The organism is Compostibacter hankyongensis (assembly GCF_039541075.1).
In the GTDB taxonomy this organism is placed as follows: domain Bacteria; phylum Bacteroidota; class Bacteroidia; order Chitinophagales; family Chitinophagaceae; genus Compostibacter; species Compostibacter hankyongensis.
Map to the genome: position 1 here is coordinate 235001 of NZ_BAABFN010000004.1, position 16031 is coordinate 251031.

The window sequence follows — 16031 nt, forward strand, 5'->3', positions numbered from 1 at the left end:
ATTGGGTAATCAAAAGTTGTAATCATCGAGCAACGAATATTTTAACTTTTTTAAAGCAAATAAGGGCGTATGGTGGATGCCTTGGCTCTAAGAGGCGATGAAGGACGTGGTAAGCTGCGATAAGCTGCGGGGAGCTGCAAACGAGCATTATATCCGCAGATTTCCGAATAGGACAACCCGACTGGCTGAAGGCCAGTCATCTGCCGCAAGGCAGAGGCCAACCCGGGGAACTGAAACATCTAAGTACCCGGAGGAAAAGAAAACAAGAGTGATTCCCAGAGTAGTGGCGAGCGAAATGGGAACAGCCTAAACTCAGGAAGCGTGCTTCCTGAGGGTTGTAGGACCGCATTTAGAAACCGACATCAAACAGAAGCTTCTGGAAAGAAGCCCCACAGAAGGTGACAGGCCTGTAAGTGTAAATTGTCGGGGACGAGCGGTATCCTGAGTAGCGCGGGACCGGAGAAATCCTGCGTGAATCTGCCGGCACCATCCGGTAAGGCTAAATACTCCTTAGAGACCGATAGTGAACCAGTACCGTAAGGGAAAGGTGAAAAGCACCCCGAACAGGGGAGTGAAATAGTCCCTGAAACCGTACGCCTACAAGCGGTCGGAGCAGATCCTGTCTTCGGACAGGACGAGTGACGGCGTGCCTTTTGCATAATGAGCCTACGAGTTACTCCTCACTGGCGAGGTTAAGTTCTGAAATAACGGAGCCGTAGCGAAAGCGAGTCCGAACAGGGCGTTTAGTCAGTGGGGGTAGACGCGAAACTTTGTGATCTATCCATGGGCAGGTTGAAGGTTTGGTAACACAAACTGGAGGACCGAACCCGTTAGCGTTGAAAAGCTATGGGATGACCTGTGGATAGGGGTGAAAGGCCAATCAAACTGAGAGATAGCTCGTTCTCCCCGAAATGTTTTTAGGAACAGCCTCGGATTATGAAGTGTTATAGAGGTAGAGCTACTAATTGGGCTAGGGGGTGTCAAAACCTACCAAACCCTGATAAACTCCGAATGCTATAACATATCTCCGGGAGTGAGGCTGTGGGCGCTAAGGTCCATGGCCGAGAGGGAAATAACCCAGATTATCAGCTAAGGTCCCTAAACGTATGTTAAGTTGATCAAACGAAGTTTCAACCCTATGACAGCTAGGATGTTGGCTTGGAAGCAGCCATTCATTTAAAGAGTGCGTAACAGCTCACTAGTCGAGGGTTGGGGCACGGAAAATAATCGGGCATCAAACATACTACCGAAGCTATAGATGCTCCGCCTCTGGCGGAGCGTGGTAGGGGAGCATTCCCATCTGCGTTGAAGGTGTGTCGCGAGGCATGCTGGAGTGTTGGGAAAAGAAAATGTAGGCATAAGTAACGATAAGTCCGGTGAAAAACCGGACCACCGTAAGGCTAAGGGTTCCTGATCAACGTTAATCGGATCAGGGTTAGTCGGGTCCTTAGGCAAAGCCGAAAGGCGTAGCTGATGGAAAACTGGTTAATATTCCAGTACCTGCTTTAGTTTCGATGGGGTAACGGAGGAGTGAAAGGTCCGCGGGGCAACGGATGTTCCCGTTAAAGCGTGTAGGTATATTCCTGGTAGGCAAATCCGCCGGGGATGCTGAACGTGATAGTACCGCAAAGCTTCGGCAGCGCGGATAGTGACCCTAATCAGACTTCCAAGAAAAACCTCTAAGGTGTGGCTAAAGCAGCCCGTACCGCAAACCGACACAGGTAGCCGAGGAGAATATCCTCAGGTGCTCGGGTGAGCCGTGGAGAAGGAACTAGGCAAATTGTGGCTGTAACTTCGGGATAAGGCCATCTCGCCTCTGGCGAGACTCAGTGAAATGATCCAACCAACTGTTTAACAAAAACACAGGGCCCTGCAAAATCGAAAGATGACGTATAGAGCCTGATACCTGCCCGGTGCCGGAAGGTTAAGGAAGGGTGTTATCCGCTTCGGCGGAGAAGCTCCTGACTGAAGCCCCGGTAAACGGCGGCCGTAACTATAACGGTCCTAAGGTAGCGAAATTCCTTGTCGGGTAAGTTCCGACCTGCACGAATGGTCTAATGAGTTGGATACTGTCTCCTCCACGAGCCCGGTGAAATTGTAGTATCGGTGAAGATGCCGGTTACCCGCCACGGGACGGAAAGACCCCGTGAACCTTCACTACAACTTTGCATTGATTTTGAGTAAATGATGTGTAGGATAGTTGGGAGACTTTGAAGTGGCTTCGCCAGGAGTCATGGAGTCGTCGTTGAAATACCAACCTTCATTTGCTTAGAGTCTAACCCCGCGCAAGCGGGAGACATTGCATGGTGGGTAGTTTGACTGGGGTGGTCGCCTCCTAAAAAGTAACGGAGGCTCGCAAAGGTACCCTCAGTACGGTTGGTAATCGTACGTAGAGCGCATTAGTATAAGGGTGCTTGACTGTGAGGCTGACCAGCCGAGCAGGTGCGAAAGCAGGCTAAAGTGATCCGGTGGTTCTGCATGGAAGGGCCATCGCTCAAAGGATAAAAGGTACTCCGGGGATAACAGGCTGATCTCCCCCAAGAGCTCATATCGACGGGGAGGTTTGGCACCTCGATGTCGGTTCGTCACATCCTGGGGCTGGAGAAGGTCCCAAGGGTTGGGCTGTTCGCCCATTAAAGTGGCACGTGAACTGGGTTCAGAACGTCGCAAGACAGTTCGGTCCCTATCTGTGGTGGGCGTAAGGAAATTGAGAGGACATGACCTTAGTACGAGAGGACCGGGTCGTACGTACCGCTGGTGTATCAGTTGTGCCGCCAGGTGCAGTGCTGAGTAGCTATGTACGGACAGGATAAACGCTGAAAGCATCTAAGCGTGAAACCTTCCTCAAGATGAGTTTCCTTTTAAGGGCCGTCAGAGACTATGACGTTGATAGGCTACAGGTGTAAAGGTGGTGACATCAAAGCCGAGTAGTACTAATTGCCCGTACGCTTTAAATTTTTTTATTCCGTGTGTGAACGCGGAATGAACCGCTCCGGTGGTTCGCAACTTTTGATCCAATATGTTAATTTATTGAGGTAAAAGGCAAAAGGAGAAAGGTAAAAGGAAGAAATCTTCCCTGCCCTTTGCCCCTTGACCCTTAACCTTTAACCTTCTTATGGTGGTTTTACCGAGGGTGTTCACCTCTTCCCATTCCGAACAGAGCAGTTAAGCCCCTCATGGCCGATGGTACTACAAAGCAATGTGGGAGAGTAGGTAGCTGCCATATTTATTCGAACTCCGCAGTTTTGTAACTGCGGAGTTTTTTTTTGCCCCAATGCCAATCCGAACTCCTGCTGCTCCGGTAAAATCGCATACCTGCCGCAGGTTGGTCATCCATCCCAACCCGCCCTGCCCCGGCAAAGTCAGTCGCCCTGCATATCCATCTGTCGGAACGCTCATTCCCGCCCTGCTCCTTAGACCCCTAAACTCCCCCTCATCCGGCCTATCCGCCGTCCGTCCATCATATTCTTTCTTTCCATTTTAAATATTTTTTTTAATTTTCGAAACATTATCTTAGTGCCCGCCCCGACGGGTACGCTAACGGGGAATAACGCTTACGAATATACGTAATAATAAAAGGATGTAACCGGAGCCGGAAAAGCCGGCGCCGGAAAACAGCTGTCTCGACCGGCAGGAAGAGGAACGGTTTATACCGCAGGATGGCCGTCCCGGTCCGGAAAAACCGTTATCCGGGCCGCTGCTTTAGGAAATCGGCAGAAAACAGGCCTGAATTTTGCTGTTTGTTAAAAAAAACACTTGGCACTTATAAAAATTTCCTTAAATTGTGCGGCTGACGTAGGTGTCAGCGGGCGCCCCGGTTATAGGCCGGAAAAGTGCCGGGTGAATGAGCATAAGCAGGAATCCGCGCCGTAGCCTTGTTACTATTATCCGGGTCCGCTTCTGAACAGCATTCGTTTCTTGAAAATTTGATGTAATCACCGTTTGCCGGAACAGTTACAACAGGCTGGTATAAGGTAATGAGAAAGAGGTGTGCGGTATGTGAAAACGGTAACATACATTATCTTTTCAAGATTTTTTTTTGATAACTTGTTTTTTTTGATCAGACCTATATCTTTGTGAAAATACCTTACACGAATCCTAAACCGTTTTAAACCAGTCAGAATTTAAACCGTATTAAAAACAATTCATTTCAATTAACACTAAAATTCAATCAACATGGCTGAAACAAAACCGACTGTGACGTCGAAGGTAACCAGCGCTCCGCAAGCAGGTGCAACCAAGAAGGGGGGCGGCAACGCGATAGCTATACTGGCCGTACCCATCTGTCTTATTGTGGCATTCCTGTTCTTCATCTACGTGTTAGGGAATCCTGCCAATTTTGCAAACGGTATCAAGGAAGGTGAAGGCGTACATGCGCTGAACTATTTCGGAACCATGTATACCGGAGGCTGGATCGTGCCGATCCTGATCACCCTGTTCCTGCTGGTGCTGACCTTCGTGATCGAAAGATTCTTTACCATCAGCAAAGCCAAAGGTAAGATCAAACCGACCGAATTTATCCGCCGCGTGCAGTATCACCTGGCCAACAAAAACCTGGATGCAGCCCTGGCAGAATGCGATAAACAGCGCGGCTCCGTGGGTAATGTCATGAAAGCCGGCCTGCGGAAGTATAAAGAAATGACTACCAACACCGACCTGGATACCGACCAGAAAGTGCTGAACATCCAGAAGGAGATCGAAGAGGCTACCACCCTGGAGCTGCCCATGCTCGAAAAGAATCTGGTATTCCTCTCCACCATCGCTTCCTGCGCTACCCTGCTGGGTCTGTTCGGAACGGTGCTCGGGATGATCCGCGCCTTTAAGGCCCTGTCCGACTCCGGAGGATCCAACTCAACCGCACTGGCCCTCGGTATCGCTGAAGCCCTGGTAAATACCGCCCTCGGTATCGGTACCTCCTTCATCGCGATTATCATGTATAACTTCTTCACTACCAACATTGACAGCATCACCTATGGTATTGATGAAACCGGTTATACGCTGACGCAGAGCTTCGCCGCCAACTATAAATAAGCGGCAGCGGCCCCGTTTTTTCCTTTTTTGAAAAAAATGTGTGGAATCCGCGATGCCTTGCATCTCTATTCATGTACGGAAGGATGAATATCCGCGCCGTACGTAAACCGAACAAAATCAGCAAAGATGCCAAAAGTAAAAATAGCCCGGAAAAGTACCCTTGTGGATATGACACCGATGTGCGACGTGGCTTTCCTGCTGCTGACCTTCTTCATGCTGACCACCAAGTTCAAACCTGAAGACCCGGTGGCCGTGGTAACGCCTACTTCCATTTCGCAGAAGCTGCTGCCGGAAGAAGATGTGGCCATGATCATCGTAGGAAAGAACGGTCAGGTCTTCTACGGGCTGGATGACCAGAACCTGCGGGTAAAGCTGATACAGGCCATCAACCAGCAGTATAACCTGGGCCTCAGCAACGAACAGATGAAGAAGTTCTCCATGAACTCTTCCTTCGGCGTGCCGATTCCCCAGCTGAAGCAGTTCCTTTCCATGTCTATCGACGACCAGAAAGCGGCGCAGCAGCCCGGGATCCCGTATGACTCTGCCAACAACGAGCTGGCCCAGTGGATCAAGTATACGGTGAGCATCAATGCCGGCAAGAGCACCCAGTTTTGTATCAAGGCCGACGTGGATACCAAGTTCCCCAAGGTCAACGAAGTGCTGAAAACGCTCAAGCTGGGTAACCACATGAAGCTGCACCTGATTACGGATATGAAAGCGCCCCCCGCAGGAACTCCGGCGGCGATGGAAGCCCAGAAAGGCGGCGGCAGCGAAGGAGCTGCACCGGCAGGAGGAGCACCCGCAGGAGGGGCAGCGCAATAGTCACAGCGGGTGACAGACGACTCAAATTGCAAACCGTTTTAAACTTTTGAAGTTATGGCAGATGTAGATTTGGCGCAATCCTCCGGTGGGAAACGGCACAAAAGTACCCGGAGTAAGAAACTGTCCACCCGGGTGGATATGACGCCGATGTGCGACGTGGCCTTCCTGCTCATCACCTTCTTCATGCTCACCACCACGTTGCAACGTCCCAAAACGATGGACCTGTTCCTCCCCAAGGACGTGGACAACCCCGAAGAGCAGAATAAGGTAAAGGAAAGCCAGGCCCTGACCATTCTGGTAGGAGAAAAGAACAAGATATACTACTATGAGGGGACCGGCGAAAATGTTTCCAAAGATCCCGTCAACCTGCTGAAGCCGTCCACCTACGACCTGCAAAGCGGTATCGGAAAGGTGATCTCGGACAAATGGAAAAGCGTGATCCAGAACTCCGGCGGCCGGGACAGCATGATCGTCATCATCAAACCGACAGACAGTTCATCCTACAACAACGTGGTGACCCTGCTGGACGATATGAATATCTACAGTGTAAAAAAATACGCGTTGGTGGATATTTCCGATAACGACAAAAAGCTGATCGATATCAAGGAACAGGGACAGCCGCAGGCCAATGCCAACGCCGCCCAGTAACCCCCAACGGGTGTAGTATGGAATTTATGATTTGCTGCATCCTTTTATAAAAAAGAAACCATGGAAGCAAATAGATATCTGGGAGCCGATTTTCTGGACATCCTGTTTGAACACAGGAACAAGGATTACGGCGCCTATGAGCTCAGGCGGAACTTCTCACGTCGTTTGAGAAACGCACTCATCCTGATGGTGATCCTCTGTGTGCTGCTGATCGGCGCCTATGCAGCCAGCGCATACTTTGCCAAGTTTGAGAAAAAGGTGGAAAAGCCCGTCACCAAGGATGTGAAGCTGGAGAACGTGGATCTGGATGCCAACAAGCCCCCGCCCCCGCCTCCTCCGCCCCCTGCTCCGGAACCGCCCAAGATCAAGCCCCAGGTGCAGTTTACCCCTCCGAAAGTGGTGAAAGACGAAGAGGTGAAGCCCGAAGAGCAGCCCCCGGATCTGGATAAGATCCAGGACAAGGCCATCGGCACCAAAAACCTGGCCGGCGATCCCAACGGTATCGATCCCGGTCTGGTACCGGATAAAGGAAGCGGCGTGGTAGCTGCCGCCCCCCAGGAGAACAAGGTGTTTACCTTCGTGGAACAGATGCCTTCTTTCCCCGGCGGCGATGAAGCCCTGATGAAATACCTTCGCGACCACATCCGCTATCCGGCGGTGGCCCGTGAGAACAATATCCAGGGAACCGTAGTCGTACAGTTTATCGTAGGACCCGACGGCAGCATCAGCAATGTGAAGACCGTAGGCGCTGCCAAAGGCGGAGGCCTGGAAGAAGAAGCGACCCGCGTGGTGAAGGGAATGCCCAAATGGAAGCCGGGTAAGCAGAACGGACGTGCGGTAACCGTGCAGTACAGTCTGCCTGTACGCTTCATGCTGCAGTAACCTTCCCGAAAAGCAGATAACGTATTCAACATACAAAGTTCCCCGTCAGCCAGACGGGGAACTTTGTTTTTGACCTGCCGCCCGCATCAATGGCTGACCTATGACTGAGAACAGTATCTTTCCCGGACCGGTCAACGATACCATCGTGGCCCTGGCTACCCCGCCGGGCCTCAGCGCCATCGGCATGATCCGCCTGAGCGGCCCGGCCGCCATCAGCATGGCCGGCGGCATCTTCGGCCCTGCTGAGCTGGAGCTGCAGCCCTCCCATACCCTGCACTACGGTACCCTCCGCGACGGCTTGCGGATCGTGGACGAAGTAGTGGTCGGCATCTACAAAGCCCCGCATTCCTATACCGGCGAACCCATTGCCGAGATCTCCGGGCACGGCTCCCCCTATATACTGGAGCAGATCCTGCAGCTGTGTCTCCGGCAGGGCGCCCGGCTGGCAGAGCCCGGCGAGTTTACCCGCCGCGCCTTCCTGAACGGAAAGCTGGACCTGGCCCAGGCGGAAGCAGTAGCCGATCTCATCGCATCCCGCTCGGCGGCGGCCCAGCGCTCCGCCCTGCATAACCTGCGCGGCGGTTTTTCCCGAAAGCTTGAAGCGCTCCGCGCCCAGCTGATCCAGTTTGCCGCCCTCATCGAGCTGGAGCTTGATTTCAGCGAGGAGGATGTGGAGTTCGCCGACAGAAGCCGTCTCTATGCGCTGGTAGACAGCGCCATCGGGGAAGTACAGCAGCTTATCGACTCCTTCCGCCTGGGAAATGTGGTCAAACAGGGCGTGAGCGTGGCCATCGTAGGGCCGCCAAACGCCGGCAAATCCACGCTGCTGAACGCCCTGCTCAACGAAGAGCGGGCTATCGTCAGCGAGACGGCCGGTACCACCCGGGATACCATAGAAGAAAGTCTCAACATCAACGGTGTGCTTTTCCGGCTGATCGATACCGCTGGTATCCGCGAGCATACCACCGATACCATCGAACAGATCGGGATGGGAAAGAGCCTCGAAAAGATGCGCAGCGCAGATCTGGTGCTCTACCTGTTTGATGTTACCGGCGCCACGCCGCAATGGATGGACGAACGCCGGAGCGCGCTTGAAAAGGAAAATATCCGGTACCTGCTGATCGGCAATAAAACGGATCTTCCCGGCGGAGCGGAAGCGGCAGGGAAGCTCGCAGGCGCCGGAAAGACGCTCCTGATCTCGGCAAAAGCGCAGGAAAACATCCGGCAGCTCAAAGATGCGCTGTATAAGGCGGTAACCGGGGGAGAGATACAGCCCGAAGATACCATCCTTACCAATACGAGGCATCTGGCCGCCCTACGGGAAGCGCTGGCATCCCTTACTGCGGTGCGCGAGGGACTGGATGCGCATATTTCCGCTGATCTGCTAACCCCCGATATCCGCCGCTGTCTGCATTTTCTTGGGGAGATCACCGGTGTAGTGACCCACGAAAATGTGCTGGACTATATCTTCAGCCAGTTCTGTATCGGGAAATAGTGTGGAAACATTATACATCCCGATCAGGCATGTCAACAATTAGGTCAAAAGCGGAGTGCTGAAGAACAGGTTTTCAAAGGGCTTATATATTCGGATTACATCAGTTTGCAGATTTCCCGATGGTAAAAAGGATATACCTAAATACGGAAGCTTGCAATGCGATCATTTCAAAGGCTTGTCAAAAAACAGCAAGCAACGTTATGTATTGACAGCATTGGGAAAGCGGATGACGGAAGATATAAACACGGGTTAAACAGCGTGAGCATGGAGAAACCACTTATTTCGATGATCGAAGTTCAATTTAGAAGCTTTATTGAATCGTTACGGCCGACAGACGAAGAAATCCGTAAGCAATTGGATTTTGGTTATTCCTGGGATGGACAAAGTGCTTTATTGTTTGAAATTCGTCCACAATGGAATGATCCAACGAAAATCTTAGAGCTACCATTTGCTAAGCTTCGTTTTGTTAAATCTGCCAGAATATGGAAACTCTATTGGATGCGTGGATCTGGAAAATGGGAAGCCTATGAGCCGCAACCGGAGAGTACTGATGTGTATGAATTGTTGACTGAAATTAAAAATGACGCTTACGGTTGTTTTTTTGGATAACGGGAAAGGACGAACTGGAACCCAGTGCCCTCCCGATTGTGAACCCAATGCGTTCGCAATTGAAATGGTAACTTAGGCAGCTTAAAAAATAATATTTTGAAAGATTGATTAATGAGCCGAATAAAACTTGAAATCGGCTCATTTTTTGCCTATATTTGAGCCAATTAAGAGGTATAATCGGCTCATGGTATATAATTGGCAACTAAAAGGATGGCCTGACTTTACTTACGACGTCGCGGAAGTTCAACCGTCTATTCTTGCATTTGCCCAGGAAACAGGGGAAGTTAATGGCCTTATTCAAGGGTTGCCGGATACGCTCAAGCAAGAGACACTGCTCCAGCTCATGCTTTCCGAAGCGGTGAAAACCTCTGAAATAGAGGGAGAGTATCTAAGCCGCGAGGACGTGAAGTCTTCCATCCGGAATAACTTGGGGTTAAACGATATGCCTGTTTACGTTAAAGATCAACGGGCATCGGGCGTGGCGCAATTGATGGTGGCAGTAAGGAAAGGCTTTCAGGAACTGCTGACACTGGATATGCTAAAAGCTTGGCACCGCTTACTCTTTGCCAATGCAAGTCGTGTCAATCCGGGCGAGTGGCGGCTGGGGGATGCTTCCATGCAGGTGATTTCCGGTGCTTATGGACGGGAAATCGTCCATTACGAAGCACCGCCATCGACACGGGTACCGGAGGAAATGGAACGCTTTGTCGGGTGGTACAATTCAGCAACCTTTCCACTAAAAGGGCAGGTGCCCGAGGCTATACTGAAGTCGGCAATCGCTCACCTGTATTTCGAATCCATCCATCCGTTTGAAGACGGCAACGGCCGCATCGGACGGTCGATAGCGGAGAAAGCACTATCGCAGTCGCTTGGACGTCCCATCATGCTGAGCCTTTCCAAAACCATTGAGGCCAACAAGAAAGCGTACTACGATGCATTGAAAGAAGCACAACGCGCGTTGGACATTACCGCATGGATGGTTTATTTTGCTAACGTGGTTTTGACTGCACAGCGTGATGCCAAAGCCATGATACTGTTTACGTTGAAGAAAGCGCAGTTTTATGACCGTTATAAAAACCGGATTGAAGAACGGCAATTGAAGGCGATCAACAAAATGCTGGACAAGGGAGTTGAGGGCTTCGAAGGGGGAATGACGGCCAGGAAATACATGGGCATTACCAAGGTTTCCAAAGCGACTGCTACGCGCGATTTGCAGCAATTGCACGAATCGGGCGTATTGGTTCAGGAAGGAGCGGGGCGTTCTGTGCGGTATCAGTTGAACCTGCCATAGTTATTTGGCTTTTACTTGTACCTATTCCTCATAAATAGTTATCAATCAATACAAACTACATTTTGCATCGGCCGGATATCAGGTCCCCAGCATTTTTCTGGTTTCGCTGACCACGTGTTCGGCCGTAAAACCGTAGTGCTTGAACAACTCCTTTGCAGGGGCGCTCGAGCCGAATTTTGAGATGCCGATAACGGCCCCTTCTTCGCCGGTCCATTCCTCCCAGCCCTGTGTAGCGCCGGCCTCTACGGCCAGACGTTTTTTGCAGGAAGCCGGTAATACTACTTCGCGGTAGGCGGAGGATTGTTTCCGGAACAGCTCCCAGCTCGGCATGCTGATTACCCGTGCATGGATGCCTTCCTGCTGCAGCATTTCCTGGGCTTTGAGGATCAGCTGTACTTCCGACCCTGTAGCGATCAGCAGGATATCCGGCTCCGCTCCCTGCTCCGGGGACAGCACGTAAGCTCCCTTTAAAACACCTTCGGCGGCGGCCAGCTTTTCCCGGTCGAAGACGGGCAGTTTCTGCCGGGTCAGCACCAGCATGGTAGGCCCCTCCGTTCTTTCGAGGGCACATTGCCAGGCATATACGGCTTCGTTGGCATCCGCCGGCCGGATGAGACACATATGCGGCATGGCCCTGAAGGAGGCAAGGTGCTCCACCGGCTGGTGGGTGGTACCGTCTTCCCCCAGCCCGATAGAGTCGTGGGTCATGACGTAGATGACCGGCAGGTCCATGATGCAGGCCAGACGGATGGCAGGGCGGGCATAATCGCTAAAAATGAAAAAGGTGGCGGCATAGGAGCGGAGGCCACCATGCAGCAGCAGCCCGGAGCTGGCTGCGCACATCATATGCTCCCGGACGCCCCAGGCGATATTCCGGTTTTCATAAGCCCCCTTGGCAAAGTATTTTGAAGATTTGATCATCGTAAGCGTGGAAGGCTCCAGGTCTCCGCTGCCGCCGAGCAGCCAGGGCAGACGCTCCGCCACCGCATTCAGGAAGTCGGAGCTGACCTGCCGCGTAGCCTTCGGCCCGTCGTCCGGCCGGTAATCAGGCAGGTCTTTGTTCCACCCTTCCGGCAGGGTATGGCGGATACACTGGTCCAGCTCCCGGGCCAGATCGGGATGCTGCTGCCTATATTGCTCCAGCGTTTGGTTCCAGTCTTTCTCCCATTGTTCGCCCCGCTTCACCGCCTGCCCCATATGCTTTTTTACATCCTCCGGTACCAGAAACTTTTCATCTTCGGGCCAGCCGTAAAAGGCCTTGGCCGCCTTTACCTCGTCTTCCCCGAGGGGCGATCCGTGGGCTTCGGGCGTATCCTGTTTATGCGGAGCGCCATAGCCGATATGGGAGCGCAGGATGATCATGGACGGCCGGTCGCTGGCTTCCTTGGCCGCCTGAAAAGCGGCAGACAGCGCCACGATGTCGTTTGCCTTTTCCCCCAGGTCCTGCACATGCCAGTGATACGCTTCGAAACGCCGGGCCACGTCGTCCGAATAGGTGAGGGAGGTATTGCCTTCGATGCTGATATGGTTATTGTCGTACAGGCAGATCAGCTTGCCCAGGCCGAAATGTCCCGCTACGGAGCCGGCCTCATGCGAAGCCCCCTCCATGAGGTCGCCGTCGCTGCAGAATACGTAGGTATGGTGATCGATGATCTTTTCTTCCCGGTTAAAGCGGGCGGCCAGATGGGCTTCGGCCATGGCCATGCCTACTGCCGTCATGATGCCCTGCCCGAGCGGGCCGGTAGTGGTGTCCACCCCGGGGGTGAGATCGTATTCGGGATGACCGGCCGTTTTGCTGCCCCATTGCCGGAAATTCTTCAGGTCCTCCAGCGTAATGCCGTAACCGGTCAGGAAAAGCACGGCATACTGCAGCATCGAGGCGTGCCCGTTAGAAAGCACAAAGCGGTCCCGGTTCAGCCATTTCGGGTTTTTGGGGTTGAAGCGCAGGTGTTGCATCCATAAGGTATAGGCGGCGGGCGCGAGGGCCATCGGCGTGCCCGGGTGTCCTGAATTGGCTTTTTGCACGGCATCCATAGCCAGGCAGCGGATGGTGTTGATGCATTTCTCATCGAGGGTCATGTCTTTCATAAGGCGGGATTTGATCGGTCAATGGTCGGTAGTCGATGGTCAATAGTTATTGATTGGTAGTCATCCAGCTAAGACTGCCGGTATAGGGGCGCAAAATTTGTTCCATGTGGCGCTGGGGGGCAAAGGCCGGTAGATTGGGGACATATTTCCCCGGTGAGGGCCGGGTATGCGTATAATACCGGGAAGAAGGTCCTTTACAGTGAATTTAAGAAGCTGAGCAGCGCATCGCGGTCGCTCTTCCGGAGCTGGACAAAATTTTCCCGGGACTGCTCCGCCTCTCCCCCGTGCCAGAGAATAGCTTCAGTGAGAGTGCGGGCCCTGCCATCGTGCAGGTAATAGGGAGTGCCGTTTACTCTGGCTACCATACCTATCCCCCATAGCGGAGAGGTTCGCCATTCCGAACCGGTAGCCTGGTAATCCGGACGGCCGTCGGCCAATCCGGGACCCATGTCGTGAAGCAGCAGGTCGGTGTAGGGATGTATGCGCTGATGGCTGAGGGTAGGAAGGTTCACGTTGACGCCGGTATACAGGGTGGGGATATGGCAACTGCTGCACTGCAGCTGTTCGAACAGCGCTTCGCCCTTTTTTACCACAGGATCGGTGACGTTACGCCGGGCGGGAACCGCCAGCGTCTGGATATAGAACACCATGGCATTCAGGATGCTGTCCGGCAGCTCCGGATCATCCGGTCGCTTGTCGTCCTGCGATTGCCCCAACGCACTTTCGGAAGAGAAGAGTTTGTTACTCAGCCCCATGTCCTGCTGGAAAGCGCTGGCCACCTGGGCGGCTACGGTAGGCGTATTGGCCTTCAGACCGAAACGGCCGAGCACGGTCTGCCCGCTGACGGGGTCATAGACATAATTGGGATGACCGCGAATGCCGTCGCCGTTTTTGTCCTCAGGGTCGGCAAAGGAAAGCACGGTAGATGAGGGGATCAGCTCCAACAGGCCGATTCCGAATACATAGGGCGCCAGACGGGGCGACAAAAGATAATGCCCGGGGAGAGGCCGGTAAGCATTGCTGAGCTGGTAATGTGGTTTTCTCAGCGATACGGTTTCCCCGTCGGGGAATCGGAACGGCTCTTCGGTATAGGTAATGTTTACCCGCGCTTCGGGCTGGGCGCCGAAAACGGCCTGATCCTGGAGCTGTGTGCCAAAGCCGGGTACCGGCAACGGCCCTCCGTGTTCGTCTTCACCGGGCAGGCTTATGCGCACAAGCAGGGAAGAGTTGGGCTTCCCTGCCGTAGGTATGCCGATCCCGTCGTTGTGATGGCAGGAGACGCAGGATACATTATTGAAGATCGGGCCGAGCCCCGGATACAGGGGGGCCGGCGCAGATACAAACGTCTGCTCAAAGAGCCCGTCTCCCTTGTCGTGGATCAGCTGATCCCAGGGTGAAAGTCCTTCGATACATTCCCCAAAGGCCTGGGAGGTGATATTGAAAGCGGTAGCTGCGCCGCCCGAGAGACGGGGATCAAAGCTTTCATCGTCAAAGGCCTGCGGTTTGCGGCACAGCACGCCCAGGAAAATGACCAGCAAGATACCGCTGACAATATTTATCTTTTTCACCGCTGAGGTTTAGATACGACACACGTTTAGAAACAGTAGCTCAGTCCTTTACATATTGCTGTACAAAAGGGATCAGTTTTTCGTGCAGGGTGGTCTGCAGGTTGTGCAGGGCATCCAGCGCGTTTTGCACCTGGGTACGGTTTTTATAGACCGCTGTCTCAAAGGTGATGTTGCTTTCGATAAAGCTGTTCAGCGCATTGATAGCCGTATTGAACTGGTTCTGGATGTCTTTATCCAGCGAAAGATTCTTGGCTTTTACCAGATCGCTGATGCCCTTTCCCTGTTCTGTATATTTGCCGAGATAGACATTTCTTGCCCCTACGATATTGTTGTGAAAATCGATAAAGGAATTGTGGCTGAAAGGGGATTCCGTAATAGTGGAATCGGGCTGTCCCTGGCCGTTGGAAAAAGGTTCGGCCATCTTGCTGTCGCCCACTTCGGAGCAGATATCGATCAGCACGCTGGCGATAGATTCCAGCGCATCCTCCTTGGTCTTAAACACCTGGCTGCCTGCTCCGGCCGTCAGGATATTGGCGGCATAGTTGCCCCCGTCGGAAAGCCAGCTGTTATAAAGCTTGGTGGTATTGTTCAGGATATCCTGGGCGAGGCTGCCTGCATATTCCTTTTGCCGGGCGGTAATGCCGGCGGCCGTTCCCGTTCCTCCTTTTCCCCAGAGTACGTATTCCAGGGGATGAAAGCCGCGGAGGGAAAGCGTGGTTTCGCTGGAGTCAGACTCGATGCTCTCCAGGTCGAGCGGCTGGTTGCTGGCCAGCAGCTCATCCATCTGCTGGTAATCGACGGGCCAGGTATCCATATAGGGATCGTAGTTATCGTCTTCCACAGGACCCAGCAGGAAACCCTCGCATTGTTCCCAGGTGGTACGGGTATCTTTCCAGGCCTGTCTGGCCGCTGCGAGATTGGCCTCGGTTGGGCTGGCGATCAGGGTTTTCACCGCATTATTCAGGGTGGTGGACCGGTCTTTGAACATGGCATATTGCGGGAGGGCAACCTTGTTGACAAAGTCTTCCAGCACCTGGGTTTCCAGTTTTGCAAAATCGGTATTGTCTCCGGGCTTGGGGTCGTCGGATTTGCTGCAGCTGCTAAAAATGGAGAGCAGTATAGTGCAGCCCGTTATGGTAAGTAAGCATGGCTTTTTCATAAAACGGCAGGTTTTAAAGTGATCCATAGATTTTTATCGTCTTGTTGGGTGTTAAGGTGAATCAACGGTTTTTCGGCCGGGCCTTTTTGTACCCGTCCGGCCATATCAAACTGGCTTCCGTGGAGCGGGCAATAAAAGTTGCTGCCCGTTTTGGTCAGCGGGTTGCCGGCGTGAGTACACATCATTACCAGGGCGCGGTAGCTGCCTGTCCCGGTTTTTTGCACGGCAATATCATAATTGTAGTTGTTTACCCTTATCAGCCTGAAATTACTTTCACCGAAATCGCTCAGCGGAATGTTGACCCTGTTATTCACGGCAGCGGTTTTGAACACGCTGACCGTGCTGCCGCAGGATGTCAGCAGGCTGCCCAGGAACCAGCCGGATCCCGCAGCCATGCAGGCGGTGCAGGAGGTTTTTATAAAATTTCTTCTGTGCATG

The 16031-nt window shown here is 52.9% G+C and carries 11 protein-coding genes and 2 rRNA genes; 9 read left to right on the top strand and 4 right to left on the bottom strand.

The window, feature by feature from the left end; translation table 11 throughout:
• Positions 1-49 precede the first annotated feature (49 nt).
• The 9 genes from ABD851_RS10030 (at position 50) to ABD851_RS10070 (ending at position 10778) form a co-directional block, all read left to right on the top strand.
• Positions 50-2957 (top strand): 23S ribosomal RNA (locus ABD851_RS10030).
• Positions 2958-3114: 157 nt separating this feature from the next.
• A 5S ribosomal RNA gene (rrf, locus tag ABD851_RS10035) occupies positions 3115-3226 on the top strand.
• A 950-nt stretch (positions 3227-4176) separates the two neighbouring features.
• Entirely contained in the window at positions 4177-5031 is an 855-nt protein-coding gene (locus tag ABD851_RS10040; RefSeq protein ID WP_344978760.1) for a MotA/TolQ/ExbB proton channel family protein, read from the top strand.
• Between the two features lie 126 nt (positions 5032-5157).
• A complete protein-coding gene (locus ABD851_RS10045) occupies positions 5158-5853 on the top strand; it encodes an ExbD/TolR family protein (RefSeq protein ID WP_344978762.1) in 696 nt (231 codons plus the stop codon).
• A gap of 54 nt (positions 5854-5907) precedes the next feature.
• Positions 5908-6501 (top strand): ExbD/TolR family protein, encoded by a 594-nt coding sequence (locus ABD851_RS10050; protein WP_344978764.1) that lies wholly within the window; start codon positions 5908-5910, stop codon positions 6499-6501.
• Positions 6502-6561: 60 nt separating this feature from the next.
• Positions 6562-7383 carry an energy transducer TonB gene (locus ABD851_RS10055; RefSeq protein ID WP_344978766.1) on the top strand — a complete coding sequence of 274 codons (822 nt, stop codon included), beginning with the start codon at positions 6562-6564 and terminating at the stop codon, positions 7381-7383.
• A 100-nt stretch (positions 7384-7483) separates the two neighbouring features.
• Positions 7484-8878 (top strand): tRNA uridine-5-carboxymethylaminomethyl(34) synthesis GTPase MnmE, encoded by a 1395-nt coding sequence (mnmE, locus tag ABD851_RS10060; RefSeq protein WP_344978768.1) that lies wholly within the window; start codon positions 7484-7486, stop codon positions 8876-8878.
• A gap of 264 nt (positions 8879-9142) precedes the next feature.
• Positions 9143-9487, top strand: a complete 345-nt coding sequence (locus ABD851_RS10065) for a DUF3024 domain-containing protein (protein ID WP_344978770.1) — start codon at positions 9143-9145, stop codon at positions 9485-9487.
• Between the two features lie 184 nt (positions 9488-9671).
• The gene (locus ABD851_RS10070; RefSeq protein ID WP_344978772.1) at positions 9672-10778 is read left to right on the top strand and encodes a Fic family protein; all 1107 of its coding nucleotides are present in this window, start codon (positions 9672-9674) and stop codon (positions 10776-10778) included.
• 78 nt (positions 10779-10856) lie between these two features.
• Here the strand turns inward: ABD851_RS10070 and tkt are convergent, their stop codons facing one another.
• The 4 genes from tkt to ABD851_RS10090 form a co-directional block, all read right to left on the bottom strand.
• Entirely contained in the window at positions 10857-12866 is a 2010-nt protein-coding gene (tkt, locus tag ABD851_RS10075; RefSeq protein WP_344978774.1) for a transketolase, read from the bottom strand.
• A 194-nt stretch (positions 12867-13060) separates the two neighbouring features.
• Positions 13061-14434: a di-heme oxidoreductase family protein gene (locus ABD851_RS10080; RefSeq protein WP_344978776.1), complete on the bottom strand. Its 1374-nt coding sequence runs from the start codon at positions 14432-14434 to the stop codon at positions 13061-13063.
• A gap of 40 nt (positions 14435-14474) precedes the next feature.
• Complete coding sequence (locus ABD851_RS10085; RefSeq protein ID WP_344978778.1) at positions 14475-15593, bottom strand: imelysin family protein; 1119 nt, start codon at positions 15591-15593, stop codon at positions 14475-14477.
• Positions 15590-16030: a QcrA and Rieske domain-containing protein gene (locus ABD851_RS10090; protein WP_344978780.1), complete on the bottom strand. Its 441-nt coding sequence runs from the start codon at positions 16028-16030 to the stop codon at positions 15590-15592. The genes ABD851_RS10085 and ABD851_RS10090 overlap by 4 nt, the downstream gene beginning before the upstream one ends.
• Between the last annotated feature and the right edge of the window lies 1 nt (position 16031).

Bases quoted from the DNA above. Each gene is read 5' to 3' on its own strand.
- ABD851_RS10040 (WP_344978760.1), top strand. From the start codon at position 4,177: ATGGCTGAAACAAAACCGACTGTGACGTCGAAGGTAACCAGCGCTCCG.
- ABD851_RS10045 (WP_344978762.1), top strand. From the start codon at position 5,158: ATGCCAAAAGTAAAAATAGCCCGGAAAAGTACCCTTGTGGATATGACA.
- ABD851_RS10050 (WP_344978764.1), top strand. From the start codon at position 5,908: ATGGCAGATGTAGATTTGGCGCAATCCTCCGGTGGGAAACGGCACAAA.
- ABD851_RS10055 (WP_344978766.1), top strand. From the start codon at position 6,562: ATGGAAGCAAATAGATATCTGGGAGCCGATTTTCTGGACATCCTGTTT.
- mnmE (WP_344978768.1), top strand. From the start codon at position 7,484: ATGACTGAGAACAGTATCTTTCCCGGACCGGTCAACGATACCATCGTG.
- ABD851_RS10065 (WP_344978770.1), top strand. From the start codon at position 9,143: ATGGAGAAACCACTTATTTCGATGATCGAAGTTCAATTTAGAAGCTTT.
- ABD851_RS10070 (WP_344978772.1), top strand. From the start codon at position 9,672: ATGGTATATAATTGGCAACTAAAAGGATGGCCTGACTTTACTTACGAC.
- tkt (WP_344978774.1), bottom strand. From the start codon at position 12,866: ATGAAAGACATGACCCTCGATGAGAAATGCATCAACACCATCCGCTGC.
- ABD851_RS10085 (WP_344978778.1), bottom strand. From the start codon at position 15,593: ATGAAAAAGCCATGCTTACTTACCATAACGGGCTGCACTATACTGCTC.
- ABD851_RS10090 (WP_344978780.1), bottom strand. From the start codon at position 16,030: ATGCACAGAAGAAATTTTATAAAAACCTCCTGCACCGCCTGCATGGCT.